The sequence below is a fragment of the Bradyrhizobium sp. S3.12.5 genome, from assembly GCF_040548225.1.
Taxonomy (GTDB): domain Bacteria; phylum Pseudomonadota; class Alphaproteobacteria; order Rhizobiales; family Xanthobacteraceae; genus Bradyrhizobium; species Bradyrhizobium cytisi.
Map to the genome: position 1 here is coordinate 171,083 of NZ_JBEPRF010000004.1, position 24,306 is coordinate 195,388.

Annotated in this window: 27 protein-coding genes; 23 read left to right on the forward strand and 4 right to left on the reverse strand. The window is 63.8% G+C overall.

Annotation, left to right across the window (positions count from 1 at the left end; genetic code table 11):
• Positions 1 to 94: 94 nt before the first annotated feature.
• The 19 genes from fliF (at position 95) to ABIC09_RS06945 (ending at position 17,145) form a co-directional block, all read left to right on the forward strand.
• Complete coding sequence (gene fliF, locus ABIC09_RS06855; RefSeq protein WP_354033111.1) at positions 95 to 1,720, forward strand: flagellar basal-body MS-ring/collar protein FliF; 1,626 nt, start codon at positions 95 to 97, stop codon at positions 1,718 to 1,720.
• The gene (locus ABIC09_RS06860; protein WP_354033110.1) at positions 1,717 to 2,421 is read left to right on the forward strand and encodes a hypothetical protein; all 705 of its coding nucleotides are present in this window, start codon (positions 1,717 to 1,719) and stop codon (positions 2,419 to 2,421) included. Before fliF ends, ABIC09_RS06860 begins: the two co-directional genes overlap by 4 nt.
• 7 nt (positions 2,422 to 2,428) lie before the next feature.
• Positions 2,429 to 3,736 (forward strand): MotB family protein, encoded by a 1,308-nt coding sequence (locus tag ABIC09_RS06865; RefSeq protein ID WP_354033109.1) that lies wholly within the window; start codon positions 2,429 to 2,431, stop codon positions 3,734 to 3,736.
• Complete coding sequence (locus ABIC09_RS06870) at positions 3,733 to 4,917, forward strand: chemotaxis protein (RefSeq protein WP_354108788.1); 1,185 nt, start codon at positions 3,733 to 3,735, stop codon at positions 4,915 to 4,917. Before ABIC09_RS06865 ends, ABIC09_RS06870 begins: the two co-directional genes overlap by 4 nt.
• Positions 4,914 to 6,251 (forward strand): flagellar hook-length control protein FliK, encoded by a 1,338-nt coding sequence (gene fliK, locus ABIC09_RS06875; RefSeq protein WP_354108789.1) that lies wholly within the window; start codon positions 4,914 to 4,916, stop codon positions 6,249 to 6,251. The genes ABIC09_RS06870 and fliK overlap by 4 nt, the downstream gene beginning before the upstream one ends.
• Positions 6,202 to 6,786 (forward strand): transglycosylase SLT domain-containing protein, encoded by a 585-nt coding sequence (locus ABIC09_RS06880; protein WP_148749531.1) that lies wholly within the window; start codon positions 6,202 to 6,204, stop codon positions 6,784 to 6,786. Before fliK ends, ABIC09_RS06880 begins: the two co-directional genes overlap by 50 nt.
• Before the next feature lie 115 nt (positions 6,787 to 6,901).
• A complete protein-coding gene (locus ABIC09_RS06885; RefSeq protein ID WP_354108790.1) occupies positions 6,902 to 8,158 on the forward strand; it encodes a flagellar hook protein FlgE in 1,257 nt (418 codons plus the stop codon).
• 46 nt (positions 8,159 to 8,204) lie between these two features.
• Positions 8,205 to 9,683, forward strand: coding sequence for a flagellar hook-associated protein FlgK (gene flgK, locus ABIC09_RS06890; protein ID WP_354108791.1), 1,479 nt, complete (start codon positions 8,205 to 8,207; stop codon positions 9,681 to 9,683).
• Between the two features lie 2 nt (positions 9,684 to 9,685).
• Positions 9,686 to 10,744, forward strand: coding sequence for a flagellar hook-associated family protein (locus ABIC09_RS06895; RefSeq protein ID WP_354108792.1), 1,059 nt, complete (start codon positions 9,686 to 9,688; stop codon positions 10,742 to 10,744).
• A 62-nt stretch (positions 10,745 to 10,806) separates the two neighbouring features.
• Positions 10,807 to 11,151 (forward strand): flagellar biosynthesis regulator FlaF, encoded by a 345-nt coding sequence (gene flaF / locus ABIC09_RS06900; RefSeq protein ID WP_148749527.1) that lies wholly within the window; start codon positions 10,807 to 10,809, stop codon positions 11,149 to 11,151.
• Positions 11,151 to 11,561, forward strand: a complete 411-nt coding sequence (gene flbT, locus ABIC09_RS06905) for a flagellar biosynthesis repressor FlbT (protein WP_354108793.1) — start codon at positions 11,151 to 11,153, stop codon at positions 11,559 to 11,561. The genes flaF and flbT overlap by 1 nt, the downstream gene beginning before the upstream one ends.
• Positions 11,562 to 11,575: 14 nt before the next feature.
• The gene (gene flgD, locus ABIC09_RS06910) at positions 11,576 to 11,995 is read left to right on the forward strand and encodes a flagellar hook assembly protein FlgD (protein WP_148749525.1); all 420 of its coding nucleotides are present in this window, start codon (positions 11,576 to 11,578) and stop codon (positions 11,993 to 11,995) included.
• A 2-nt stretch (positions 11,996 to 11,997) separates the two neighbouring features.
• Positions 11,998 to 12,264, forward strand: a complete 267-nt coding sequence (gene fliQ / locus ABIC09_RS06915) for a flagellar biosynthesis protein FliQ (RefSeq protein WP_148749524.1) — start codon at positions 11,998 to 12,000, stop codon at positions 12,262 to 12,264.
• Between the two features lie 79 nt (positions 12,265 to 12,343).
• Positions 12,344 to 14,425, forward strand: a complete 2,082-nt coding sequence (flhA, locus tag ABIC09_RS06920) for a flagellar biosynthesis protein FlhA (RefSeq protein ID WP_354108794.1) — start codon at positions 12,344 to 12,346, stop codon at positions 14,423 to 14,425.
• A complete protein-coding gene (gene fliR / locus ABIC09_RS06925; protein WP_354033100.1) occupies positions 14,422 to 15,174 on the forward strand; it encodes a flagellar biosynthesis protein FliR in 753 nt (250 codons plus the stop codon). Before flhA ends, fliR begins: the two co-directional genes overlap by 4 nt.
• 6 nt (positions 15,175 to 15,180) lie before the next feature.
• On the forward strand, positions 15,181 to 15,600 hold the full coding sequence (locus ABIC09_RS06930) for a hypothetical protein (RefSeq protein ID WP_354108795.1): 420 nt from the start codon (positions 15,181 to 15,183) through the stop codon (positions 15,598 to 15,600).
• Complete coding sequence (locus ABIC09_RS06935; protein WP_148749520.1) at positions 15,597 to 16,064, forward strand: rod-binding protein; 468 nt, start codon at positions 15,597 to 15,599, stop codon at positions 16,062 to 16,064. Before ABIC09_RS06930 ends, ABIC09_RS06935 begins: the two co-directional genes overlap by 4 nt.
• 44 nt (positions 16,065 to 16,108) lie before the next feature.
• The gene (locus ABIC09_RS06940) at positions 16,109 to 16,693 is read left to right on the forward strand and encodes a flagellar biosynthesis protein FlgN (protein WP_354108796.1); all 585 of its coding nucleotides are present in this window, start codon (positions 16,109 to 16,111) and stop codon (positions 16,691 to 16,693) included.
• Complete coding sequence (locus ABIC09_RS06945) at positions 16,690 to 17,145, forward strand: hypothetical protein (protein ID WP_354108797.1); 456 nt, start codon at positions 16,690 to 16,692, stop codon at positions 17,143 to 17,145. Before ABIC09_RS06940 ends, ABIC09_RS06945 begins: the two co-directional genes overlap by 4 nt.
• A 117-nt stretch (positions 17,146 to 17,262) precedes the next feature.
• Here ABIC09_RS06945 and ABIC09_RS06950 read toward each other — a convergent pair whose 3' ends face one another.
• Positions 17,263 to 18,033: a response regulator transcription factor gene (locus ABIC09_RS06950; RefSeq protein ID WP_187434668.1), complete on the reverse strand. Its 771-nt coding sequence runs from the start codon at positions 18,031 to 18,033 to the stop codon at positions 17,263 to 17,265.
• Between the two features lie 815 nt (positions 18,034 to 18,848).
• Here ABIC09_RS06950 and ABIC09_RS06955 point away from each other — a divergent pair.
• On the forward strand, positions 18,849 to 19,781 hold the full coding sequence (locus ABIC09_RS06955) for a hypothetical protein (protein WP_354085437.1): 933 nt from the start codon (positions 18,849 to 18,851) through the stop codon (positions 19,779 to 19,781).
• Positions 19,782 to 19,794: 13 nt separating this feature from the next.
• On the opposite strand, the gene ABIC09_RS06960 is transcribed toward ABIC09_RS06955, so the two are convergent.
• Complete coding sequence (locus ABIC09_RS06960) at positions 19,795 to 20,373, reverse strand: MarR family winged helix-turn-helix transcriptional regulator (protein WP_354033095.1); 579 nt, start codon at positions 20,371 to 20,373, stop codon at positions 19,795 to 19,797.
• Between the two features lie 574 nt (positions 20,374 to 20,947).
• Here ABIC09_RS06960 and ABIC09_RS06965 point away from each other — a divergent pair.
• Positions 20,948 to 21,082, forward strand: coding sequence for a hypothetical protein (locus ABIC09_RS06965; RefSeq protein ID WP_283812712.1), 135 nt, complete (start codon positions 20,948 to 20,950; stop codon positions 21,080 to 21,082).
• A 108-nt stretch (positions 21,083 to 21,190) separates the two neighbouring features.
• Complete coding sequence (locus ABIC09_RS06970; protein ID WP_354108798.1) at positions 21,191 to 22,078, forward strand: dienelactone hydrolase family protein; 888 nt, start codon at positions 21,191 to 21,193, stop codon at positions 22,076 to 22,078.
• A 36-nt stretch (positions 22,079 to 22,114) separates the two neighbouring features.
• Here ABIC09_RS06970 and ABIC09_RS06975 read toward each other — a convergent pair whose 3' ends face one another.
• Complete coding sequence (locus ABIC09_RS06975) at positions 22,115 to 22,966, reverse strand: SDR family oxidoreductase (RefSeq protein WP_354033094.1); 852 nt, start codon at positions 22,964 to 22,966, stop codon at positions 22,115 to 22,117.
• A 144-nt stretch (positions 22,967 to 23,110) separates the two neighbouring features.
• On the opposite strand from ABIC09_RS06975, the gene ABIC09_RS06980 reads away from it, so the two are divergent.
• Positions 23,111 to 23,833 (forward strand): HAD family hydrolase, encoded by a 723-nt coding sequence (locus tag ABIC09_RS06980; RefSeq protein WP_354108799.1) that lies wholly within the window; start codon positions 23,111 to 23,113, stop codon positions 23,831 to 23,833.
• 43 nt (positions 23,834 to 23,876) lie between these two features.
• On the opposite strand, the gene ABIC09_RS06985 is transcribed toward ABIC09_RS06980, so the two are convergent.
• Positions 23,877 to 24,284 carry a nuclear transport factor 2 family protein gene (locus ABIC09_RS06985; RefSeq protein ID WP_354108800.1) on the reverse strand — a complete coding sequence of 136 codons (408 nt, stop codon included), beginning with the start codon at positions 24,282 to 24,284 and terminating at the stop codon, positions 23,877 to 23,879.
• Positions 24,285 to 24,306: the final 22 nt, after the last annotated feature.

The window sequence follows — 24,306 nt, forward strand, 5'->3', positions numbered from 1 at the left end:
CTCGCCTGCGAAGCGACGCACTCGCGTTTTCGCGCAACCTTCAGGCAAGGTTGACAGCGGAGTGTCCTCACCATTCGCATTGGTACGAGGTCATATGTTCAGTCGCGCGCAGCTACAGCAGCTGCTCAACAATCTGCTGGAACTTGGGCCGCGACGTCTGATGGCCTTGGGATTGATCGGCTTCGCCGTCCTCGTCACCGTGGTCGGGGGCGCTTATTACCTGAGCCGACCGGAATTCGAGTCCCTCTATACCGGCCTGAACCGGGAAGACGTGACGCGTATCGGCGCCGCACTGCGCGAGCAGAACATTGCCTTCGATATCAGCGCAGCCGGCGATGCCGTCTCGGTACGGCCGAGCCAGACCGCGCAGGCGCGGATGCTGCTGGCCGAAAAGGGGCTGCCGACCAGCGCCAATTCCGGCTACGAGCTGTTCGACAAGATCGGATCGCTTGGGCTGACCTCCTTCATGCAGGAGGTCACGAAGCTTCGCGCGCTTGAAGGTGAGATCGCGCGCACCGTCCAGCTGATGAAGGGCGTCAAGGCGGCGCGGGTGCACATCGTGATGCCGGTGCGCGGCTCGTTCCGCGCGACGCAGCAGCCACCCTCCGCATCGGTCGTGCTGCGCACAGACGGTGCGCTCGAGGCGCGCACCGCGCAGTCGATCCGCCATCTCGTCGCGGCGGCCATTCCCGGCATGACACGCGACAAGGTCACCGTGCTCGATGCCGACGGCTCGATGCTGCTGGCCGAAGAGGACGAGGTCAGCGCCGCGCCGACCAAGATGGCGAGCCTCCAGAAGACGGTCGGCGGAATGGTGCAGGAAAACATCCGCAAGGCGCTGACGCCCTATCTCGGCCTGGACAATTTCGAGGTCAGCGTCGCGCCGCAGCTCTCCACCGACAAGCGCCAGATCAACGAGACGGTCTACGATCCGGAGACCCGCGCCGAGCGTTCGGTCCGCAATGTTCGCGAAAACGAAAAGTCGTCGAACGCCGACCGCTCGACGCCGACGACCGTCCAGCAGAACCTTCCGGACCAGCAGGTCAACGCCGGCGGCACCAAGAACTCTAGCGAGGACAAGACGCGCCGCGAAGACGTTACCAATTTCGAGGTGTCGTCCAAGACCACGACGACCGTCAGCGACGGCTACTCGGTCAAGAAACTCTTCATCGCCGTGCTGGTCAACCGCACGCGGCTCGTCGCCGACCTCGGCGACAAGACCAACCAGGCCATTGTCGACAGCAAGCTCGCCGAAATCAGCCAGCTCGCAGCGACCGCAGGCGGACTAGACAAGGCGCGGGGCGACCAGATCCAGGTGACTGCGGTCGACTTCGTGGAGGGCTCGCGCGAGCTCGCGCCGGTGCCGCCGATCAGCTTCGTCGAGATGATGAACAAGCAGCTCGGTAGCGTCATCAACGCGGTGACGATCCTGGCTGTCGCCTCGATGCTGGTCTGGTTCGGGCTTCGACCCGCGGTCAACGGCATTCTGACTCATCGCGCCGCGCAGGAGCAGACCGAGGCCGCCGAGGCCGCCGAGCTCGAAGCTGCCTCGGCCCTCGCATTGGCCGACAGCCAGGACCCCGAGCTCAACCTCGTCGAGGACCTCGAAGGCAAGATGCAGCGTACGCCGCAGAAGCGGCTGGAGCAGATCGTCCGCCTCGATCAGATGCAGGCGGCAGCAATCCTTAAAGACTGGATGCGACGCGAGGAGGCGGCATGAACGCGGCAATCGGAAAACTCCTGACGCAATTCGACGCGAACGGCCGGGCCAAGTCGCCGCCGCCTCCGCTTCCGAAGATCCAGGACGTCCTGACGAGAAAGGACGTCCGGCGCGAGCCTCAATCGCAGCCGCAGCCTCAACCGCAGCGTCAGGCGCAGGCGCATCCGCAACTTCAGCCGCCTCCGGCACCCGCGCCGGAAGCCGCGCCGGTCAATTTGCTCGAAGACGCCTATCGACGCGGCCATATCGCAGGCCTTTCGGAAGGCGAATCCAAGCTCGCCGAAGAGCGCGTCCGCAGCGCGATCCGGCTCGGCGAGGAGCGGGCCAAATGGTCCGACCAGCAGGCGGTCGCGATCGTCAACGGTTTTGACACGGCCTGCCGCGAGATCGAGAGCAACATTGCAAGCTCGGTCGCGCGGATATTGCTGCCGTTCCTCGCCGAGGCGGTCCGCGACAAGGCGATCGGGTCCCTGGTCGAGCAGATATCGACGCTGACCTCGAATTCCCCGGTGCCGGCGTTCCGCGTAACCGGACCCAGCGAGCTCATCGACCTCGTCAGGACGCAACTCAATCTGGCCGGCCGCTCTGGCGTCGAATACCAGTCCGCTGACACCGTCGAGGTCCGCGTCCTCGCCGATCAGACCACGATCGAGACGCAGATCTCGACCTGGATGGATCGGCTGAAAGAGGCGCACCGGTAGTTTCACCATGGAGGAGGTCAAGCACGAGCTCGTCATTATCCGTCGGCGGAGCGCTTTCGAAGACGAGAAGGCGCACGGTGGCGTTTGGAAGATCGCCTATGCGGACTTCATGACCGCGATGATGGCGTTCTTCCTGGTGATGTGGCTGCTCAACGCGCTCAACCAGGACCAGAAGCAGGTGGTTGCGAGCTACTTCAACCCGATCAAGCTCGCGGAGAACGCACCCGCGCCGAAGGGACTGAAGGATCTCACCAAGAAGGAGCCGACGACGTTCGAGGGGCAGGATGGCAAGCGCCAGCCGTCCGGCCCGAACGAGGAGCGCCGCGGCGACTCGCCGACGGCCGAGAAGCCGCCCTTCTACGAAGAGAAGGTTCTGTTCCGCGATCCCTACGCAACGCTTGCCGAAATCGCGGCGAGCTCGAACCAGGCCTCGGGCCAGCGCCGCGCCGGTGCGCTGACCTCGGCCGAAGAGGATGGCCTCAAGGGCGGTGATGCCTATCGCGATCCGTTCGATCCCGGCTATTGGAAGCTTGCGCCCGAGGCTTCGAAGGAGGCCGACAGAATCATGGAGGGCGAGCCGAAGCCGAATGCTTCCGTGCGCGACACTCCGGCCGGCACAAATCAGGGTGAGCCGCGCCGCGGCAGGACCGATGATGCCGGCGGCAGCGTGGCCCTCGACGCGCAGGCGTCGTCCACGAGCCAGTCGCCGTTGCTGCCGCCAGGACCGGCGCCATCATCGTCGGCGCGCGACGGCAGCGTTCAGCCGAACACGCAGGCCAGCGTCGTGCCGCAGGCACGTCCGACCGACGCTCCGAAGGAATCCGAGCAGCGTGACGCGGTGCAGGCCCAGCAGCCGACCGTCAAGCAGCTTCAGTCTGCGATCGCCGATGCCCTCTCGGATATCAAGGCCGGCGCCGGGCCGGTGGCCGAGGTCCGTCAGGTCGAGGAGGGCTTGCTGGTCAGCCTGACCGACGATGCGAGCTTCGGCATGTTCGCGGTCGGCTCGGCCGAGCCGCGGCCCGAGCTCGTTCGCGTCATCGACAAGATCGGCCCGCTGATCGCGAAGCGCCGCGGCATGATTATCGTCCGCGGCCATACCGACAATCGGCCCTACAAGTCGGATAATTACGATAATTGGCGGCTGTCCACGGCGCGCGCGCAGATGGCTTATTACATGCTGGTCCGCTCCGGCGTCGATGCGCAGCGGATCGAGCATGTCGAAGGCTACGCCGACCGGCGGCCAAAGCTTCAGAACGATCCGGCAGCCGCCCAGAATCGACGGATCGAGATCCTGATCCGGGAGAAGCGCTCTTGACCAGGCCGCTGCTCCGCGCCGCGATGCTGATGGTGCTGTCGCTCGTGGCGACACGCGCATCTGCCGAACCGACGGCGCCGTCCGGGGAGCCGTTTGAGCTCGTCCGCGCGCTGCAGGCGGTGCAGGACGGTATCGCCAATGGCGACACCGCGGCGCATGCCAGCCACATCGCGCTGATCCGGCAGATCGGCGAAAAATTTCTCGCCGCCGACGCGAGCGTGTGGAGCAATCCGCAGAACGGCCAGGCGGTCGTGATCTATCTGCTCAGCGGCGGCGCTCCGCAGATTGTCCGCAAGCTGCCGCGCGACAAGATCAATGTGGATGCGCGGCTGTTCGACGGCGCGCTCGCTTATGTCGAAGGCCGGCAGGACGAGGCGAGGGACTTGCTCAAGGACATCAAGCCGCGCACGATCTCGTCCGGCATGGGCGGGCAGGTGGCGCTGGTCCAGGGCGCGCTGTTCGCTCGCTCCGAGGCTTCGCTTGCGATCGAGCGTCTCGACGACGCGCGCCTGCTACTGCCCGGCACGCTGGTCGAGGAGGCGGCGCTGCGGCGCGAGATCCTGCTGGTCGGGCAGGCGGAGGATTTCGACAAGTTCGAGTTCCTGACGCTCGCCTATATCCGCCACTACCGCAACTCGGTCTATGCCAGCGATTTCTGGCAGCGCTTCTCCACGGGCATAACGCAATCGACCCTTGCGCTGGATGATCGCCGCTTTGCGCGGATCGCGGCGCTGCTGGAACAGGTCGACCGCGCCAGCCGCCTGAAGCTCTATCTGGTGATCGCGCGTGGCGCGCTGGTTCGCGGCAAACTCACCGTTACCCGGCTCGCAGGCGAGCGGGCGCTGACGCTCAGCGCCGATGCCACGCCCGATCGCGAGCGCGCCCATTTCTACCGCGGCGCATCCCGCGCGCTTACTGACGAATATGACGGCGGCTTTGCCGAGCTGAAGGCGCTCGACAGGACGAAGCTGGCGGAGCGCGACGTCCTGCTCCTCAATGCAACCCTCCAGCTCGCGCTCGATGTCCGCAAGCCGATTGCAGGTCCGACTGCTGCCATGTCGGCCGACAAGCCGCCGCTCACGCCGGCGCGGATCGATCTCGCGTCGTCGAACGCAATGCTCGCGCGCGCCCAGACGCAGCTCGGCGAACTGGAGCTTCTCACTAAGGATCGCCGTCCATGACCAAGCTTAGCGGAACTTCCGGACAGCTTTTCGCAGGCCTCGCCGAAAGTCTTACGCGTGGGGTATCCCGTTCGGCGAAGGGGACGGCGACGACGGGCGCGAAAACGGCGGACGATTCATTGTTTCACGATCTGCTCCACACCGTCTCGAACATGGCCAAGCGGGCGCTGGACGATCAGGGCAGCGACGCGACTGCAAAAGCTGCCTCAGTACGCCCGCGCCTAGCTCCGCTGACCGAGCCCGATACGAAGGACGAGCCGGTGCACGAGCGCACCGAGGACCCCAAGTCGTCGACTAGGAAAGACCCGGTCGATCAAACGGCCAAGGCGGACGTCCCGAGCAGATTAAGCGTTCCGACGATGGTGGGGCAGGAGCTCGCCGCCGCGCAGGCCGTGACGATGCAGACGCCGCAGCCTTCGAACGACAAGAAGGACTCCTCGACGCGCGACGATCGGCCTTCGACGGCGAAGCGTGACATTCAGAGCATCACCGACGCAAGGACGGCGACGGCAGATGTTGCGCGATCCGGCGCAGCGTCATCGACCGTCGCGCGTTCCACGGCCGATGCCTCCGGGCTGCGCCCGCAGCCGGCCGCGGCGACCGTACGGGCGATGCCGGAGCAAAGCGACGTTCAACCGAAAGCCATGCCCGCTGCCACATCCGGGTTCGAAGCCATCTCGGCGAATGTCGAGCGCGCCGCAAAGTCCGCAGGCCGCGACGCCCTGCCGGAAACGACCAAGGTCACGGTGGTTCAGCAGGAGACGCATCTGCCTCCCGTGCCGCAGTTCAGCGCGACCCAGCAGGTCGCAAACGCAGTGGTGTCGGAGCTGAAGGGATCGCCAGCGCCGGCCGCCTCCGCCGCGGCCGATCTCGTGGGCGCCCGGAGCAATTCGCCGGATCAGCCGGTCAAGATCCTCACCGTCAATCTCGAGCCGCCCGATCTCGGCAACGTCACCGTGCGCCTTCGTCTTGTCGGCACCGAGGTGTCGGTTCAGCTTGCCGCGCAACGCAAGGACATCAGCGCGATGCTGGATCAGCAGCGTGACCAGATTCGCGACCTGATGCAGTCGGCGGGCTACGTGGCAGACGTCGCGCCCGTACAGCACGGCTCACTCGACGGATTCAGGGCCGGATCCGGCCAGTCGCAGCCACAGCTCCCGGGTCAGCAACAGCAATCATCCCAGTCGCAAGGCGCGTTCAGCGGCGCGGGCACGTCGTCCGGTCAGTCGGACGGCGGAGCCAGGCAAGCCCGGCAGGATCAGCAGCCCAACCAGGAGGCACGCCATGACCAGGACGTGGCGCCGCATACTCGTCGCGGCCCTGTTTATCTGTAGCGCAGGCGCCGGCAAGGCGGCGGCGACCGACACTGCGCGCCCCTGCGAGCGCGAGATGGCGCGCGCCTCGCAGCAGCACGGGATTCCGCTCGGCATTCTCTATGCCGTCGGCCTCACCGAGACCGGCCGGCGCGGTGCACTCTATCCCTACGCGCTCGGTGCGGAAGGGCAGACCGTGTTCGCCAAGGACATGGATGATGCGATGGCGAATTTCGAAGCGATGCGAGCCAAGGGCATCAAGCTGATCGATCTCGGCTGCATGCAGATCAATCACTATTTTCACGGCGACAAGTTCACGTCGGTGCGGGCGATGTTCGATCCGGCCAGGAACGTCGACTACGCCGCACGCTTCCTCAAGGAGCTGAAGCAACGCGAGGGAAGCTGGACCATGGCGGTCGCCCGCTACAATGCCGGCCCCAACAATCAGCCGGCGCAGAAGCGCTATGTCTGCCACATCGTCGCGCATCTCGTTTCCAGCGGCTTCGGCGCGTGGACCGACAAGGCGCGCTCGTTATGCCAACCCAAAACAACATGAAGAAACGACGTGAAATGACGATGCATCGCATCAAGTTGTGCATCGTCACGGACCATCAGCCCCGCGCAAGCAAGACCCCCCATTGTAACGACAATCTGCCAAAGGAGACCAATTCATGAGCCTGTATGGTGTTATGCGCACCGGCGTTTCCGGGATGAACGCGCAATCCAACAAGCTGTCGACGGTCTCGGACAACATCGCGAACGTCAACACGGTCGGCTACAAGCGGGCTTCGACGGAATTTTCCTCGCTGATCCTCAAGAGCGGCTCCGGCAATTACGATTCCGGCGCGGTCGAGACCACGGTCCGCTACGCCATCACCGATCCCGGCAACCTCCAGTTCACGACTTCGACGACCGACCTCGCGGTCCAGGGCAACGGCTTCTTCGTCGTGCAGGATACCAACGGCAACAACTTCCTCACCCGTGCCGGCTCGTTCGTGCCCGACAGCACGGGCAACCTCGTCAACACGGCCGGCTTCCAGTTGATGGGCTACAACATCCAGAACGGTGCTGCGCCCAACGTTTCCGCCAACGGCTTCGGCGGCCTCCAGGTCATCAACGTCAATCAGATGGCGCTGCAGGCCTCGCCGTCGACGCTGGCGACCGTGGCTGCCAATTTGGATCCGAGCGCGGCGCTTGTCGCCACGCCGGCCGCCGCAGCAGGCCCGGGCAACTACACGTCGAAGACGTCGATGGTGACCTATGACAACATCGGCAACGCGGTGACACTCAACGTCTATGCGGCCAAGACCGGCGCGAATAAGTGGGACGTCGAGGTCTACGATCCGTCTGGAGCCATGCTGACGGGCGGTCCCTCCGCCGCGACAACGTTCAAGTTCGACGTGAGCTCGACCGGAAAAGGCAAGCTGGATCTGGTTGGGCCGCCGCCGAGCGCGACGTCGCTCACGGTTCCAATCCCTGGCGGCTCGGGCACCTTCAAGATCGACATGTCGGCCATGACCCAGGTCGCATCGAGCTTCGACTTCAAGGCGACCGTCGACGGCAATGCGCCGTCCGCCGTGGACAAGGTCGACATCGACTCCAAGGGCGTGGTCACCGCAGTGCTCAAGAACGGCACCCAGCTGCCGAGCTTCCAGATCGCGCTCGCCACCGTGCCAAGCCCGGACCATTTGACGCCCGAGGTCGGCAACGTCTATTCGCCGAACCTGGACTCCGGAAATGTGCAGGTCGGCCTGGCTGGCCAGGGCGGTCTCGGAACCATTCAGTCCGGCGCGCTGGAAGACTCCAACGTCGATCTCGCGGACGAATTGACTTCGATGATCGAGGCGCAGCGTGGCTTCACCGCGAACTCGAAGTCGTTCCAGACCGGCGCTGATCTGCTCGACGTCGTCGTCAACCTGAAGCGCTGATTCCCTCGGCGCCGATCCCGGGCAAGAGAACGTTCAAGAGCACGCCATGTCCCTCACCTCAGCCCTCGACTCCGCCCGCAATTCGCTCATGGCGTCGGGCATCCAGTCGTCGACTGTCTCGCGCAACATCGCGGGCGCCAGTTCGACCGGTTATTCGCGCAAGATCACGGTGCTGGACAATCTTCCCGGCGCCGGCGTCTACGTGGCGGCGATCCAGCGCGCCGCGAGTTCAGGTCTGTACAGCAACGTCCTGACCGCGACCTCCGCGGCCGCCACGCAGAGCGCGATCTATGACGGTCTGCAGAAGATCGCATCTGCCACGGTGGACGATCCGCAACTCGACCAGTCGCCGACGGCGCAACTCAATGCGCTGAAGCAGGCGCTTCAGCAATATGCCAACGCCCCGGACAATACCACGCTGGCCCAGGCCGCCGTCACGTCCGCCAAGGACATGGCGACCGCGCTCAACCAGGCAACCCAGACCGTGCAGTCGGTCCGCGAGGGCGCGGATGCCGACATGAACATTTCGGTCCAGAACATCAACCAGCTGCTCTCCCAGTTCCAGACCGTCAATACGGCGATCGTGAAGGGGACGATCGCCGGCGACGACGTGACCGATTATCTCGACCAGCGCGACAGCATCGTCTCGAAGCTGTCGCAGGAGGTCGGCGTCACGATGTCGATCCGCACCAACGGCGATGCCGCGCTCTACACCGACAGCGGCGTGGTGCTGTTCGACAAGACGGCGCGGTCGGTGAGCTTCGCCCCGACCACCTCCTATTCGGCGAGCATTACGGGCAATGCGGTCTTTATCGACGGCGTGCCCGTGACCGGTGCCAATTCGGTGATGCCGATCAAGTCCGGCAAGCTCGCGGGTCTCGCCCAATTGCGCGACAACGACACGGTCACCTATCAGAGCCAGCTCGACGAAATCGCCCGCGGCCTGATCAATGATTTCAAGGAAAGCGATCAGTCGACCGTCCCGACGCTGGCCGACAGGCCTGGCCTGTTCACCTATCCCCTCGCGCCGACGATGCCCGCGAGCGCCACAGTCTCGGTGGGCCTCGCCGGCACGATCTCGGTTGCCGCGTCGGTCGATCCGGCCCAGGGCGGCAACCCGAACCTGCTGCGTGACGGCGCGATCAGCGGGCCTTCCGCCTACACTTACAACACCGCCGGTAGCGGCGGCTATTCGACCCGGCTGCAGCAGCTCATCAGCAACATGGATGCGTCGCAGCCGTTCGATGCGACCACGCAGGGCAAGCCGAACGGCAGCTTGATCGACTACGCGTCGTCGTCGACGAGCTGGATCGAAAACCAGCGCAAGACCGCCAACGACAGCTCCCAGTACCAGAGCACGCTGCTCGACCGCAGCACGACGGCGCTGTCGAATGTCAACGGCGTCAACATGGACGACGAGATGTCGTTGATGCTTCAGGTCGAGCGTACCTATTCGGCTTCGTCGAAGATCATTTCGACCGTCGACCAGATGTTGCAAGCCTTGCTAGCCGCCGTGGGGAATTAGTCATGATGAGCGCCAACTACATTTCCACCCTGATGTTGTCCTCGTCGTTGAGGTACTCGATCACGAACAACCAGGCTGCGCTGAGCAAGGCCTCGACGGAGGCGACCACCGGCCGCTTCGCCGATGTCGGCCTCGAGCTCGGTGCCACGACGGGAGGCGACGTCACCCTGCGGGCGGACATGAGCTTCGCCGACCAGCTCGTCGATACCAACGGGCTCGTCGCGGGGCGCCTGGACGTGACCCAGGATCGCATCACCCAGCTCAGCTCGACCGCAACGGACTTCCTCAAGGACCTGATCGCCGCGCGCAGCACCGACGGCGGCGGGCGGATCATCCTGCCGCCGGCGTCCTCCAACCTGCAGGACCTGATCGGCGCGCTGAACATCTCCTATAACGGCTCGTATCTGTTCTCGGGCATCAACACGCAGAACCAGCCGATCACGCCTTACACCGCCGGCTCGGCCAGCAAGAACCAGGTCGATGCGGATTTCGCGGCACCGCCACCGACGGGCTTCGGCTTCCCCCAATCCTCGCCCAGCGTGAGCAGCATTACGCCTGCTCAGATGCAGACGTTCCTCAACACCACCTTCGACGCCGAGTTCGCAAGCCCGGCCTGGAACGCCAAGTGGTCATCAGCCACCGACCAGGTCATGCAAAGCCGCATCTCCACGACAGAGATCGCCGACACCTCCGTCAGCGCCAACCAGATCGGCTTCCGCAAGCTCGCCGAGGCCTACACCATGATGGCTGATCTCGGGAATGCGAACCTGAACCAGCCGACGTTCCAGGTCGTCGTGGACAAGGCCATCGGCCTCGTCGGCAGCGCCATCACAGACCTTGCTGCGCTCGGCGGCAGCGTCGGCACGGTCCAGCAGCGGCTCACCACCGCGACCGACAAGCTCAAGACCCAGAAGGACATTCTGAACAATCAGATCGTCGGCATGGAGCAGGTCGATCCGACGGAAGCGTCGGTGCGCGTCAATGCGCTGCAGACCCAGATCCAGACGGCGCTCGCGCTCACCTCGCAGCTCCAGAAGATCAGCCTCATCAACTATCTCTGAGTCAGCGCGGCGGTCGCGTTCGCTTTTAGTTTCTTGCAATTTTTCTGCGCAGAGTTGTCCGGATGACTTTTGAAGCCTACGAAACGGTCGTTGAAGACAGCGGCTACGAGGCGCGCGGGCGCGAGCGGCAGGCGCTCAGCCTCGGCATCGACCGGCTGGAGCGGCTCCAGAAGGAGCACCACAGCAGGGAGGATCAGGTCCAGAGCCTGCTCTACGTCCGGCGGCTGTGGACCATCTTCATCGAGGATCTCGCGCATCCGGAGAACGGACTGCCCGAACAGCTGCGCGCCGATATCATCTCGATCGGCCTGTGGGTCGTCAAGGAAGCCGATCGCCTTCGTGAAGAACGATCGAACGACGTGATGCATCTCGTCGAAATCAACCGCATGATCCGAGACGCGCTTTAATGAAGATTTCCTTGCGGGCGGGCGAACGAGTCTACATCAACGGCGCGGTGCTGCGCGTGGACCGCAAGGTCTCGCTCGAGCTCGTCAACGACGTGATGTTCCTGCTCGAAGGGCAGGTCATGCAGGCCTCCGACGCCACCACGGCGATGCGCCAGCTCTATTTCATCGTCCAGCTCATGCTGATGAACCCGACGGATATCGGTGCCGCCGCCTCGCTCTATGGGCAGCACCACGCGGCCCTGCTCGCTGTGTGCGAGAACCACGAGATGCTGCGCGGGCTCGCCGCGATCGACGAGATGGTCGGCGGGACCCGCTATTTCGAGGCACTGAAGCGGATCCGGGCGCTGTTTCCCCTGGAGCAGGCGATCCTCGCCGGCGCCACCACCGAATCCCCAGTCGAAGCTGCCTGACAGCGGAGAGGCACATGAACGTCCCCAGCGCGACCGATACCACAAGCACCAATTCGACGAACTCGACCTCGTCCCCTACGGCCACGTCGAGCAACACCGTCGACTACAACACCTTCCTGCAGCTCCTCATCGCCGAGATGAAGAACCAGGATCCGACCAATCCGATGGATACGTCGCAATATATGAGCCAGTTCGCCCAGCTGTCGTCGGTCGAGCAGGCGATGCAGACCAATACGAAGCTGGATTCGCTGCTGTCCTCGCAGGCGCTGTCGCAGGCGGACGGGCTGATCGGGAAAAACGTCAGCTTCACCGACTCGACCGGGGCGACCTTCACCGGCAAGGTCGCCTCGATCTCGATCAACAGCAATGGCTCCGTTGCAACCCTCGATGACGGCACCAAGGTCGCGGTCGGCCCCGGCCTCACGATCAGCTAGCCATGAACGAGCGGGACGCCCTCGACATCATCCAGGCGGCGATCTGGACCATCCTCGTTGCCTGCGGACCCGCCGTCGGCGCCGGGATGCTGGTCGGTGTCGGTATCGCGCTGATCCAGGCCCTGACCCAGATCCAGGAGGCGACGCTGACCTTCGTTCCGAAGATCGTCGTCATCCTCGTGGTCGTGGCCGTCTCCGGCTCCTTCATCGGCGCACATATCTCCACCTTCACCGAGATGGTCTATTCGCGGATCGAGCACGGCTTCTGATCCGCGGAACGCTCCGGCCACCACCCCCGCGTAAGCTTTGCGGGGCAAATTGCAGGGCGGACCCTGCTGCCGGTGACCCATGGCCGATACTTTAGTTGCTAGCCTGCCGAACCCGCGACGTTTCGGCGCGGATGCCTTCTTCGCGGGCGGTATCGTGGCCATGCTCACGATCCTGTTCCTGCCGATACCTCCGTTCCTGATCGACCTTGGCCTTGCCTTCTCGATCGCGCTGTCGGCCCTGATCCTGATGGTCGCGCTGTGGATCCAGCGTCCGCTCGATTTCTCCGCGTTCCCGACCGTGCTGCTGATCGCGACGATCCTGCGGCTGGCGCTCAACGTCGCGACGACCCGACTGATCCTGTCTCGCGGCGGGGAGGGCGAACAGGCTGCGGGCCATGTCGTTGCCGGCTTCTCGAAGTTCGTCATGGGCGGCGACTTCGTCATCGGCCTGATCATCTTCGCGATCCTGGTCACGGTGAATTTTGTCGTGATCACCAAGGGCGCGACGCGCATCGCCGAAGTCGGCGCACGCTTCACCCTGGACGCCATCCCGGGCAAGCAGATGGCGATCGACGCCGACCTGTCGGCGGGCCTGATCGATGACAAGGAAGCGCAGCGCCGGCGCCGCGAGCTCGAAGAGGAAAGCTCCTTCTTCGGCGCGATGGACGGTGCCTCGAAATTCGTCCGCGGCGATGCCATCGCCGGCCTGATCATCACCGCGATCAACATCTTCGGCGGCATCATCATCGGCGTCACCCATCACGGTCTGACGCTGTCGCGCGCTGCCGACGTCTACACAAAACTCTCCGTCGGCGACGGTCTGGTCACGCAGATGCCGGCGCTGATCGTGTCGCTTTCGGCGGGCCTCCTGGTCTCCAAGGGCGGCACCAGGGGGTCGGCGGAGCAGGCGGTGCTGCGGCAGCTCGGCGGCTACCCGCGCGCGGTGTCGGCGGCGTCGCTGATGATGTTCGTGCTCGCCCTGATGCCGGGGCTGCCGATGGCGCCATTCGTGCTGCTGGGCGGCGTCATGGCCTTTGTCGGCTACTCGCTGCCGAGGCGGCAGGCTGCCGCGCAACAGAAGGCGGCGGCGCGCAAGGCGGAAGAGCGTGCGCAGAGCGATGCCAAGGAGTCCGTCAAGGAATCGCTCAAGACCGCCGAGATCGAGCTGTCGCTCGGCAGCCATCTGTCGGTCCATTTGCTCGGCTCGCGCAACGAGCTTGCCCACCGCGTCAGCAAGATCCGCAAGAAGTTTGCCAAGCAGTATGGTTTCGTCGTTCCCGAGATCAAGCTGTCGGACAGTCTATCGATCGACCCCAAGGGCTACCAGATCCGGATCCACGATACCCGTGTCGCCCATGGCGAGCTCAGGATCGGCGAGGTGATGGTGCTGGTGGACAAGGACGGCAAACCCGACGTACCCGGCGACGAGGTGATCGAGCCTGCCTTCGGCATGAAGGCGCTGTGGGTGACCGAGGCCTTCACCGATGAGGTCAGGCGGCAGGGCTGCAAGCCGGTCGACAATCTGTCGGTGCTGCTCACGCATCTGAGCGAGGTGCTCAGGGCGAACCTTCCTCAGCTCCTGTCCTACAAGGATATGCGCGGACTGCTTGACCGGCTCGAGCCGGAGTACAAGCGCCTGATCGACGATCTCTGTCCGTCGCAGATCTCCTATTCGGGCCTACTGGCGATCTTGAAGATCCTGCTGGGCGAGCGGGTGTCGATCCGGAACCTTCATCTGATCCTCGAGGCGATCGCCGAGATCGCGCCCCATGTACGGCGGTCCGAGCAGGTGGCTGAGCACGTGCGCATGCGCCTGGCTCAGCAGATCTGCGGCGATCTCTCCGACAATGGCGTGCTCAACGTCCTTCGCCTCGGCAACCGCTGGGATCTTGCCTTCCACCAGAACCTGAAGCGCGATGGCAAGGGCGACGTCGTCGAGTTCGACGCCGACCCGCGCCTGATCGAACAGTTCGCGACCGAAGCCAGTGCTGCGATCCGGAAATTCACCGAAGACGGCACCAGCGTAGTGCTGGCGGTGACCCCGGAAGCCCGCCCCTATGTCCGTATGATTCTGGAACGGGTGTTCCCGACGTTGCCGATCCTGTCGCATGTCGAGGTCGCTCGCAGCGCCGAGATCCGGGCGCTCGGAGCCATCTCGTGATCAGCGGCCTCGCCGACAACGTGCTCGCTACGTTCATCGTGTTCTGCCGTATCGGCTCCTGCCTGATGCTGGTGCCGGGCTATTCCAGCACCAACATTCCGCCGCAGATCCGCCTGTTCGTCGCGCTCGTCACGACGTTCGCGCTGTCGCCGATTCTGGTTTCGGTCCTGAAGCCGCTCGTGGACGATGCGCCGCCGTTGACGCTCGCGCTGCTGATCGGAACCGAGCTCCTGGTCGGCAGCGTCATCGGCCTCGGCGGACGCGTGTTCTTCCTCGCGCTCCAGACCATGTCCACCGTCATGGCGAGCGCGATCGGGCTCAGCAACATCCCGGGCGTGCCGATCGGCGACAACGATCCGACGCCGGCCTCGGTGCCGCTGATCATGGCCGCGGTCACCACCTTGTTCTTCCTGACCGACCAGCATTGGCAGGTCCTGCGCGGATTGATGAACTCCTACGATGTCTGGCATCCCGGTGAGAAACTGAGCGGCGAGATGGCGCTGAACCAGCTCGCGACCCGCCTTACGGACGCGTTCGTGCTGACGCTGCGGATCACCAGCCCCTTCATCGTCTATTCCGTCATCGTCAATTTTTCGGTCGGCCTCATCAACAAGCTGACGCCGTCGATTGCGGTCTATTTCGTCTCGGTGCCGTTCGTCCTGGTCGGCGGTCTCCTGCTGCTCTACCTCATCAGCGACGAGTTGCTGACGCAATTCATGCTCGGCATGTCGTCATGGCTGGCGGGATGACGGGCCATGACCTCGCGCGCGGACAAGCTCGGTCGGATCGTCTCGCTGGTGAAGCTTCAGCTCCGTCTGTCCGAATGGCAGCTCGCGCAATTGCGGCAGCAGGAGCAGACTATGCAGGATGAGCAGGCGTGGCTGGTCGGGACTCTGAACGAGGGAAAACCGCCGGCCGGATCGTCGAGCGAGTCGATTGCGAGGCGCCTCAACAGGACGACCGTCGGCGCACGCGCCGTACAGGAGCGTGCTGCGATGCAGCTCGACAGGGTCCGCTCGGAGAACCGGCGGGCAAAGCAGCTCGAGGAGGTCGCCAAGGTGGCACTGGCCGAAAAGCTGCGCGACGCCGAGAAGCGCTCGCTCGAGGACATCATGGAGACACATGCGGCCGTGCGCGATTTGACGCCGCGGCCAGCCAACCGGAACAAGACATGATCGTGACGCCGACATCCGACCTCGTCCTCGACGTCCTCGACGCCGCCGATCCGGTGGCGCAGCGCGCTGCGACCGCGAAGCTCGACGCGTTGAAATCGTCCGGCGCCGATTTCGCCGCGACGATGGACGCCGAGGCCGGCAAGGCGGCCGACCAATCCGCCGCAAAGGTGACGGAAGCGCAGTCGGGGGTGGTGAACGGTCCGCCGGTGCAGGTGATCAAGAAGCCCGGCCCGGACGAGGTCTATCGCAAGTTCGAGGCGTTCATCCTCCAGACCTTCGTCGAGACGATGCTGCCGAAGGAATCTGAGGAAGTGTTCGGCAAGGGCACCGCGGGCGGCGTCTGGAAATCGATGTTGGCCGAGCAGCTTGGCGCCCAGCTTGCGAAGGGCAAGGGGATCGGAATTGCCAAGCAGCTCGCGTCCGCGCATCCGGCTGGTCCGGATGTGACGGGCAAGTCGGGCTGATGGATCTGGGATATGGGTGAGGAAAGTTGAAGGGTGAATTTGCTATGCAGGTAGAACAAGGCGCAACGCTTCCGGTGATGGAGCAACCGGTCGTTGAACGGCAGATCTTGAACTCCCAGGTCTTGAACTCCCAGGTCTTGAACTCCCAGGTCTTGGACTCCGAGGTGATGACGGCGGCCGCATCGGGCGATGCTCTGTTGCCGGTGCTCCTGCCGAATGTCGGCGGCGACATGCCGTCCGACGACGCCGAAGCGGCAAGATTGGAGGCGACGCGGTCCGAGGAGATCAGCGGCCTGCTATCCGCGATTCGCCGGCTCGAGAACATCGTCGAGGAAGAAACCGTCGCGCTCGCGACCGGGCAGAAGGTCGATTTCGATGATTTCAGCATGCGCAAGAGCCGGAGCATGCTGGAATTCGTCCGCCTGATGCGGGCGCGGATGCATCTCGGCGGCGAAACCGAGATCACGGGCGAGATCCAGCGGCTGCGCGAAAAGCTCGAGCGAAACCGTTCGCTCCTCGAGATGCACTACGACGCCGTGCGTGAGGTCGCGGCCATCATCGTTAGGGCGATCAAGGACGCAGAGTCGGACGGCACCTACACCGGTCGCGCAGCGCGGGACGAAAAATGATCAAGCTGGTGCTGGCCGGGCTCTGGGTATGCATCATCACCGCGGGCACGAGCTATGGAGTGGCCTATTGGAAGGAAAACGGCACTCTGCTGCCGAAGGACGAATATCTCGACGGGCTGCAATACCAGAAGACTCGGGCGCTGAGCATACCCATGGTAGAGAGCGGCGCGGTGCAGGGCTACATCGTCGCGCGCTTCGTCTATACGGTGGAGGCCCGGACCATGCACCAGCTTACCGTTCCGCCCGAGCCGTTCGTCGTGGACGAGGCCTTCCGCAGGATCTATGCCGACGACAAGCTCGATTTCAGGAAGCTCGCCCGCTACGACCTCTCTGTCCTCACCGCAGGGATCAAGCAGCGCGTCAACGAGCGGATGCAGGCCGACATCGTCCAGGACGTGCTGGTCGAGGACTTCAACTACGTCTCCAAGGAAGAATTCCAGCAGAAGCCGTAAGGCGCCGGGCGCGAGACTGCACCGGCGTAACGACGTTTCTGCCGTTGAAAACAAATCGGCCTCTGCGGGTGTCCCCGCAGAGGCCGATGGTCGTTTGTGAGCCGCGGCTCGGGCGCGTCAGTTGCCAGCCGGGTAGGCCGCCGGGGCGGCATGTGCCCGGTTCAGGAGGATGCCGACTTCGTCGAGCTCCTGCATCGGCTCGTCGATGGCCTCGTTGGCGGGGATATTGAGCCGGTATCCAACGTAGCGCCGTGCCACGATCGCGTCGAAACCGAGTCGGTCTCGCAGCTTCTTGCGCAACTTGCTGACGTGGCTTTCGATCACGCTCTCATCGAACGTGGATTCGAAGATGCCGTAGACCGCGTTGAAGATCTGCGTCTTGGTGATCCACTTGCCGTGATTGCTGACCATATACTCGAGAATGCGCAGCTCGCGGCGGGGCAGGGTGAGGGCGTGGCCCGCAATCTCGGGGTCACGTCCGTTGAAGAAGACCTGGATCCTGGTCTCGCAGGGCCTCGGCAGCTCGCCCACCCGGCGGCGCGCGATCGCGGCCGTTCGGGCGAGGATCTCACGCAGGTGAATCGGCACGTGAACCACGTCGTCCACGCCGGATTCAAACAGCTCCAGCGTATTCTTGAGCATCTTCTGGCCGCTCATGGCGATGATCGGAGCCGTGGACCGCTTGCGCATCGCCCTTGGCAGGCTTCCGCGGGCATCGCAATCCCCCAGAAGGAAGGCATCGACCGCTGCCAGGTCCGATTCGTTCGCGGATTGCAGCCAGTCCCAGAATTCTCCGGAGGAGAATCCGATCGACGATACGCCCTCGCGAACGAGCCCTCCTACATAGCTGTTCGTGACGCTCTCGCGATCATCAACGATTATATACATCAGTCTGTCGCCCCTGTTTCGCACTTGCAGCGGCCGGGAGGTGTTGTGATGCTCCGGCTCGACGCCATGCTGTTTGACGATATTTCCCTCCCGCGAACCGTTGTTATGATTTCGATGTTCGCGGGCAGCCCTACGCATTCAGTGCCTGCGTGAGCAGGCCTGCTACTTCGACTCGATACTGAACGCTTACTGCGTGAGGCCCGGCGGGTGTCTTACGGATCACCCCGCGGAGCGGTGAGACAGCGACCTAGAACAGTTGCGCACGTTGCTGATTGGGTCCGAACGCTACTGAATTCAGTCGATCTCCTCGCCAACTGGCGAGAATCACTTGAGTAGGACCGTAACAATTGCCGATTTCCGATCAAGCGTGCGAAACAAAGCGTTTGCTACGTGTGCTTGATGCTGTTGGTTTGTTTCCGGTTGTTTCTTTGTATGCCAAAACATATTAGTTGATTTTGATATCAAACTACTTTTGCACCGTGACGGTCATAAAGTTCCATATACCCGTAGAAACATAGCTGTTTTGGGTAGGGGCACAGAGCCGCCGCAGGGAGGGGTTTTCAATCCCGGATTGACTCTCCTGGCCGCACACCCGCCTGCGACAATTCGACTCATGTATGGCGGTGGGACTCCAGCTTGGCGAAATCTTGGCGAGTGTGTGTCTTTCGAGTCGCACTTTCGCCTCGTGCATGACGCGTTGGACTCATTCGACGCCGCATTGTTTGTGACGAAAAGATTTTTTGATGCGCACGTTTCAGGCAAGCTTCGCCGACTAACTTCGTTCAACAGATCGAAAACGAACGGAGCATTTTCAAATGTTGTCCGATGGAAAAACGCGTCCTGCCGAAACTGCGGATTTGACCGCAGCGGCGAAGCCGGCTCCGGAAGCGCGCGACACGAAGAGCAATAATGCGCCGCGCGCGGCCAAGCCCGCGGCAGGCGTGAAGCCCGTATCGGCAGCGAGTGACGAAGTTGCAGCCAAAGCAGCGCTCGAGGGATTGAAGCGTATTCGCGCCAAGGCGCGCCTCGACAAGATGGCGATACCAAAGCCTGCGCCGGTCGTGATCAAGCCGGCGGTGATCGTGGCCAAGCCGCCGCCGCCGCGTCCGACATGGGTCGCGCCGCTCGCGACATTGGCGGTTGCCGCCATCCTGGTGGTCTGCGCCTGCACCGGCGTCATTGCCTATCTCACTACGCAGCCGAGCCAGACAAATGCCGCGGCCAGTGCCGAGATCAGGAACCTGCGCGATACGGTCGCGCAGCTGCGCAAGCAATTGTCCGGCGTGTCCGAGAATCTCGACGGCCTGCGAACCGCCGTCGATCAGTCGAGCAAGGCAACCAGCGACCGTTTCGGCCGGTTCGCCGAGAATCTGGATCGCATCGAGCGTGTGAGCTCGTCCTCGACCGCGAAGCTCGACAGGCTCGCCCAGGTCCAGGTTCAGCCGCCGCCTCCCGTTGGTGCGCAGCCGTCGCCGGCGATGCCGATGATGGCCTCGGTCGCGGCACCCGAGACCACGGGCTCGGTGTCTCCGGCCGAACGCAGCTCGGTACCGCGAAAGGCGGTCAAGGGCTGGTCGGTTCGCCAGGCTTATGAAGGCATTGCGATCCTGCAGGGGCCGAGCGGTGTCGTCGAGGCCATGCTCGGCCAGCAGGTCCCCAATCTCGGTCGCATCGAGGAGATCAGGAACGAGAACGGCCGTCTGGTGGTGGAAACCAGTGGCGGCGTTGTCTACTCGGCGCGCAAATGAGCGGCGGACAATTCTATTGTCGGTGATGCTCGAAGCTGGTGCATAGCAGGTCGATCTCGGGTTCGGCGATCGGCGCGCGAAACAGCCGGCAGGTGAATTCGACCGTCGTCTTGTTCTCGGAAGCAGTGCGATCCTCCCGGAGGAAAATGCATCGCTTGCAGACGTCGGTGTGGTGCCGCTGTTCGACGGCGTCCGCCTGATCGAGCACGTGTCGCAAGGTGTCGCGAAAGCGGATCTTGCTGTCGTCATCGAGGACGGCGATGGCCTCGACGAGGCCATTGACGGGGTCGCGAGCCAGAAATTTCTTGCCCTGCTGCGTCACGCTCAGCATCACCGAGCGCTTGTCTGTGGCGGAGCGCTTCCGCTCCACATAGCCGAGCCGCTCGAGCTCGCCGATGATGAATGAGGCGGTGCCGCGCGTGGTGCCGACATAGCTTGCCAGCGCCGAAGGTGTCCTTGAGAATCGGTTGGCACGGGAGAGAAAGCGCAGCGCCATCCACTCGCGATCGCGCATGCCGTTTTTGGTGCCTTCGAACCACAGGATTCGCGCCACCTGTCCCAATAATTCAATTGCTTCGCGAGCCAAATTCATATCGATGCCAGATCAGATAAAGCTTTATTCAATTGAGCCGTCGGTAGCGCAATCGCTGCGGGTCAGAATGAGGCTGTCGAGCTTCGCTCGAAGCGGAAACAATTGCCGGCTTGGAAGACGCTTCTCCGTTCTGGAGATGGAACATTCGGGAGTGGAACTAGAGCGTCACGAAGAAAGTTCGAGTAAATATGACGGCTCAACTGATCTGAAAACTTCAGTCAAATGGTGCGGTCTCTCACTCAAATGTCGGGCGGTGTGCTGTGCCCGGGCAACATCATGTGTCGTTGCGGCCACGATCGAGCCCGATAGTTGCGGCGAGACGTTTCGAATTGCGCGAAACCGCACACAATCTGCAACGCGTGATGGCGCCGCTGGCAGCGGGAGAACCCCTTTTTCGGTTAATGGATGTTGCGACGCAATGCGGTCACGCGGTTAAATCGGGCACACATTCACTTGGGAATTCGAGAGTGTCGTCGGGAAGCGAGCAAAGCCTTTTCAAGTTCAGCCTCTCCAAGCAGAGCCGTTCAACGTCAAACGCGCGGCACTGGCCGCCGGAAGTGAGTTTGGCAGTCTGATGCTGTCGCTTGCGACCATCGGCGCCGGCTTCGTGACGCGGCCGATCGGCGGCATCGTGCTTGGCCGTCGGACTGTCGCGATGAGCCTGATGCCGGAGACGGCGCCGGTGAAGCGGCGTGATCGCCGGATCTGAAAGGCCCGGCGCTCGCAGGCTGGTGATTTGCGTTTCGCCGGCAATTATTGGCGAATGCCTCGCCTGAAGGTTCAGACACTGGGGCAAGGCATCAGGAAGGACCAACCGATGAGTATCGAAACCATCATCACGTCTGACGTTATAGGGCTGATTAAGCCGCCCCCGGTGTCGCGCCGCGGCTTCATGAGCGCCACGGCGGCCGTTGCTGCGGGCTACACGCTTGCGGCAGGTCCCGTCCGCGCCGAGGTGATCACGACCGACACCGGCGGCCTCCAGGCTGGAGATGCCAAGATCAAGGTCGGTTCCGAGGAAATGCCGGCCTATTTCGCCCGCCCCGCCGATAACACCAAGGCTCCGGTGATCATCGTCGCGATGGAGATCTTTGGTCTGCACGAATACATCAAGGACGTGACGCGGCGCCTCGCCAAGCTCGGCGCCTTCGCAGTTGCGCCCGACTATTACTTCCGCAAGGGCACGGACCTCACCAAGATCACCGACATCAAGGACCTCTTGCCGGTCGTCAACGCCAAGCCGGACGCCGAGCTGCTCTCCGATCTCGACGCGACGGTGGCCTGGGCGGGATCGCAAGGCGGCGACACCGCGAAGCTCGGCATCATCGGCTTCTGCCGCGGCGGCCGCACGGTCTGGGAATATGCCGCCCATAACGGCACGCTCAAGGCCGGCGTTGCCTTCTACGGTCCGCCGGTCGATGCGCCCAATCCGCTGTGGCCGAAGAGCCCGCTGCAGCTCGCGCCTGAGATGAAGGCGCCGGTGCTCGGCCTCTATGGCGGCGCCGACACCGGCATTCCCGTGGCCCAGGTCGAGCAGCTCAAGGCGGCGCTCGAGCAGAACAAGAAGACGGCCGAATTCAAGATCTATCCGGAAGCGCCGCACGGCTTCCATGCCGACTATCGCGGCAGCTACCGCAAGGATGCTGCGGAGGATGCCTGGAAGCAGGCGCAGGCCTGGTTCAAGAAATACGGCGTGTTGAGCTGACGCTGAATATAAAAGGGCGGCCGATCGGCCGCCCTTTTAAGCGCGTCCGTCGCCCGCTCGCCACAGCGCATCGAGGCCGTGCCGATAGGTCGGATAGGCCAGCGCGACGCCGAGCTCTTGCTTCAGCCGCGCGTTGGAGACGCGAGCGCTGCTGGCATAGAAGCTGCGCGCCATCGCCGACATCTCGGCTGTCGCGAACGCTTCTTCGTCCGGCGGAGCGATGCCCATCAGCTGCGCGGCGTAGGCGATCACGTCCTGGGGCGGTGCGGGCTCGTCGTCGCAGACGTTCCAGGTGCCGCCGCTGTTGTGGTTGATCGCGGCCATGATGGCGCTGGCGATGTCGTCGACATGAATGCGGTTGAAGATCTGGCCGGGCTTGATGATGCGCCGTGCCGTGCCGCTGCGCAGCGTCACCAGCGCGTTGCGGCCGGGGCCGTAGATGCCGGCAAGCCGCAGGATCGCGACGTCGCCGCGTGCCGTCTCCGTCCAGGCCTGCTCCGCCGCGATCCGCATCCGTGCGCGGTCGAGGGTGGACTGTGGCGGCGTGCTCTCGTCCACCCATCCGCCGGCGCGATCGCCGTAGACGCCGATGGTGGAGAGATAGACGACCTTGTGGCGGCCCGCCGCGAGCACGTCGCCGAGCGCCGCGATTGCGGGGTCTCCGGTGCCGCCCGGCGGGATCGATATCACAAGGACATCGGCATCGCCGATACTGTCGACCGTCGCGTCAGCCGGGCGGCTGCCGGAAAAGCCATGCACTTCGATCCCGGCAAGGTCGACCTGCGCGGCGGGATCGCGGACCGTGCCGGCGACATGCGAGAAGCTGCCGCCGAATTTGCGGACGAAATGCCGGGCGCTGTAGCCGAGGCCGAGGATGAAGAGCCGCATGCGTCTCCTGTGCAGGTCGGAGTTCCCGTTCGCGCCGCAGCGCACCTCCGCTCATAAGAGATTTTTGGGTCGGGCAAAAGATATTGCGATTTTACTCGCCGGCTGCCTCGGGCGATGCTCGCTCGTGACAGGGAGGCGTCGACCATGCAGGCGGACGTGGCCATCATAGCGCGATCCGGCGCGGCGGATCTGGTCCGGAGCGCGGCCGCGCTGATCCTCGACGTCGACGGGACGCTGGCCGAGACGGAGGAGCTGCACCGGCGGGCCTTCAACCACGCCTTTGCCCGTCACGGTCTCGACTGGCATTGGGACCGGGCCAGCTACAAGGATCTGCTGCGCGTGACCGGCGGCAAGGAACGCATCCGCGCCTTCCACACCAGGCAGTGGGTCGCGCCGCCCCTGTCGGATGCCGATATCGCCGAGCTCCACCGCATCAAGACCGCCCATTATGCCGAGCTGGTCGAGACCGGTTGCTGCGCCTTGCGGCCCGGTGTGATGGACCTGCTCGCTGCTGCCAAGGCGCGTGGCCAGCGGCTTGCGATTGCGACCACGACCTCGCACGGCAACATCGATGCGCTGCTGTCGCGGGCGCTGGGGGCGCGCTGGGCCGCGGATTTTGATGCGATCGTTGCCGGCGATGATGTGAGGCACAAGAAGCCGGCGCCGGATGTCTATCTCGATGTCCTGGCGCGGCTGAAGCTGGCGCCGTCCAAATGCGTCGCGATCGAGGATTCCGCCAACGGGCTGATTGCGGCCTCGCGGGCCGACATTCCCGTGCTCATCACGCGCAGCATGTTTTTCCAGGATGATGATTTCAGCGCGGCTCGGTTCGTGCTGGACGATCTGTCGGAACTCGCCGTCAAATAAAAAACCGCAAAACAACCCCATGCACAGTAGAACGCTGCCGCGGTCAGTGCACCCGGTGGCTGGCTCTATCGTCCTCGGCCTGCTCGACAATCTGCGCAATCGGGCTCGATTGGTGATGCACCAGAAGCCAGCCGTCGCCGACGCGCCGAAAATGGTTGGCGGCGGCGAGCGCGGTGCCGTCGACGATCTCGATGCAGAGCACGCGCGCACTGTCACCGTCGACGATCGCCTGCGGCTCGGCGCAGACGATCTGCGGACGTTCTGGATTTTGCAGGATGTCGCGCCAGCTTCCGATCACGGTGGCGTGGCCGACGATCGCGGGCCAGCCGGGATGAATGCAGGAAATGGCGTCGTCATCCGCCCACATCCGCTTCATTTCGTCGAAATCGCCGGTCGCGAAGGCGGCGTAAAAAGCCGCGTTCGCGGCGATGACCTTGTCGTCCTTTGCCATGCCTCTCGGGTGCGGCAACGGC

Excerpts from the sequence above, each read along its gene's own strand:
- flgD (WP_148749525.1), top strand. The coding sequence starts at position 11,576 with ATGAACGTCCCCAGCGCGACCGATACCACAAGCACCAATTCGACGAAC.
- ABIC09_RS06980 (WP_354108799.1), top strand. The coding sequence starts at position 23,111 with ATGCAGGCGGACGTGGCCATCATAGCGCGATCCGGCGCGGCGGATCTG.
- flbT (WP_354108793.1), top strand. The coding sequence starts at position 11,151 with ATGAAGATTTCCTTGCGGGCGGGCGAACGAGTCTACATCAACGGCGCG.
- ABIC09_RS06975 (WP_354033094.1), bottom strand. The coding sequence starts at position 22,966 with ATGCGGCTCTTCATCCTCGGCCTCGGCTACAGCGCCCGGCATTTCGTC.
- ABIC09_RS06985 (WP_354108800.1), bottom strand. The coding sequence starts at position 24,284 with ATGGCAAAGGACGACAAGGTCATCGCCGCGAACGCGGCTTTTTACGCC.
- ABIC09_RS06930 (WP_354108795.1), top strand. The coding sequence starts at position 15,181 with ATGACCTCGCGCGCGGACAAGCTCGGTCGGATCGTCTCGCTGGTGAAG.
- ABIC09_RS06880 (WP_148749531.1), top strand. The coding sequence starts at position 6,202 with ATGACCAGGACGTGGCGCCGCATACTCGTCGCGGCCCTGTTTATCTGT.
- flhA (WP_354108794.1), top strand. The coding sequence starts at position 12,344 with ATGGCCGATACTTTAGTTGCTAGCCTGCCGAACCCGCGACGTTTCGGC.
- ABIC09_RS06960 (WP_354033095.1), bottom strand. The coding sequence starts at position 20,373 with ATGAATTTGGCTCGCGAAGCAATTGAATTATTGGGACAGGTGGCGCGA.
- ABIC09_RS06955 (WP_354085437.1), top strand. The coding sequence starts at position 18,849 with ATGTTGTCCGATGGAAAAACGCGTCCTGCCGAAACTGCGGATTTGACC.
- ABIC09_RS06945 (WP_354108797.1), top strand. The coding sequence starts at position 16,690 with ATGATCAAGCTGGTGCTGGCCGGGCTCTGGGTATGCATCATCACCGCG.
- ABIC09_RS06950 (WP_187434668.1), bottom strand. The coding sequence starts at position 18,033 with ATGTATATAATCGTTGATGATCGCGAGAGCGTCACGAACAGCTATGTA.
- ABIC09_RS06860 (WP_354033110.1), top strand. The coding sequence starts at position 1,717 with ATGAACGCGGCAATCGGAAAACTCCTGACGCAATTCGACGCGAACGGC.
- ABIC09_RS06935 (WP_148749520.1), top strand. The coding sequence starts at position 15,597 with ATGATCGTGACGCCGACATCCGACCTCGTCCTCGACGTCCTCGACGCC.
- ABIC09_RS06885 (WP_354108790.1), top strand. The coding sequence starts at position 6,902 with ATGAGCCTGTATGGTGTTATGCGCACCGGCGTTTCCGGGATGAACGCG.
- ABIC09_RS06865 (WP_354033109.1), top strand. The coding sequence starts at position 2,429 with ATGGAGGAGGTCAAGCACGAGCTCGTCATTATCCGTCGGCGGAGCGCT.
- fliQ (WP_148749524.1), top strand. The coding sequence starts at position 11,998 with ATGAACGAGCGGGACGCCCTCGACATCATCCAGGCGGCGATCTGGACC.
- fliK (WP_354108789.1), top strand. The coding sequence starts at position 4,914 with ATGACCAAGCTTAGCGGAACTTCCGGACAGCTTTTCGCAGGCCTCGCC.
- fliF (WP_354033111.1), top strand. The coding sequence starts at position 95 with ATGTTCAGTCGCGCGCAGCTACAGCAGCTGCTCAACAATCTGCTGGAA.
- ABIC09_RS06965 (WP_283812712.1), top strand. The coding sequence starts at position 20,948 with ATGCTGTCGCTTGCGACCATCGGCGCCGGCTTCGTGACGCGGCCGATC.
- ABIC09_RS06895 (WP_354108792.1), top strand. The coding sequence starts at position 9,686 with ATGATGAGCGCCAACTACATTTCCACCCTGATGTTGTCCTCGTCGTTG.
- ABIC09_RS06970 (WP_354108798.1), top strand. The coding sequence starts at position 21,191 with ATGAGTATCGAAACCATCATCACGTCTGACGTTATAGGGCTGATTAAG.
- flgK (WP_354108791.1), top strand. The coding sequence starts at position 8,205 with ATGTCCCTCACCTCAGCCCTCGACTCCGCCCGCAATTCGCTCATGGCG.
- ABIC09_RS06940 (WP_354108796.1), top strand. The coding sequence starts at position 16,109 with ATGCAGGTAGAACAAGGCGCAACGCTTCCGGTGATGGAGCAACCGGTC.
- flaF (WP_148749527.1), top strand. The coding sequence starts at position 10,807 with ATGACTTTTGAAGCCTACGAAACGGTCGTTGAAGACAGCGGCTACGAG.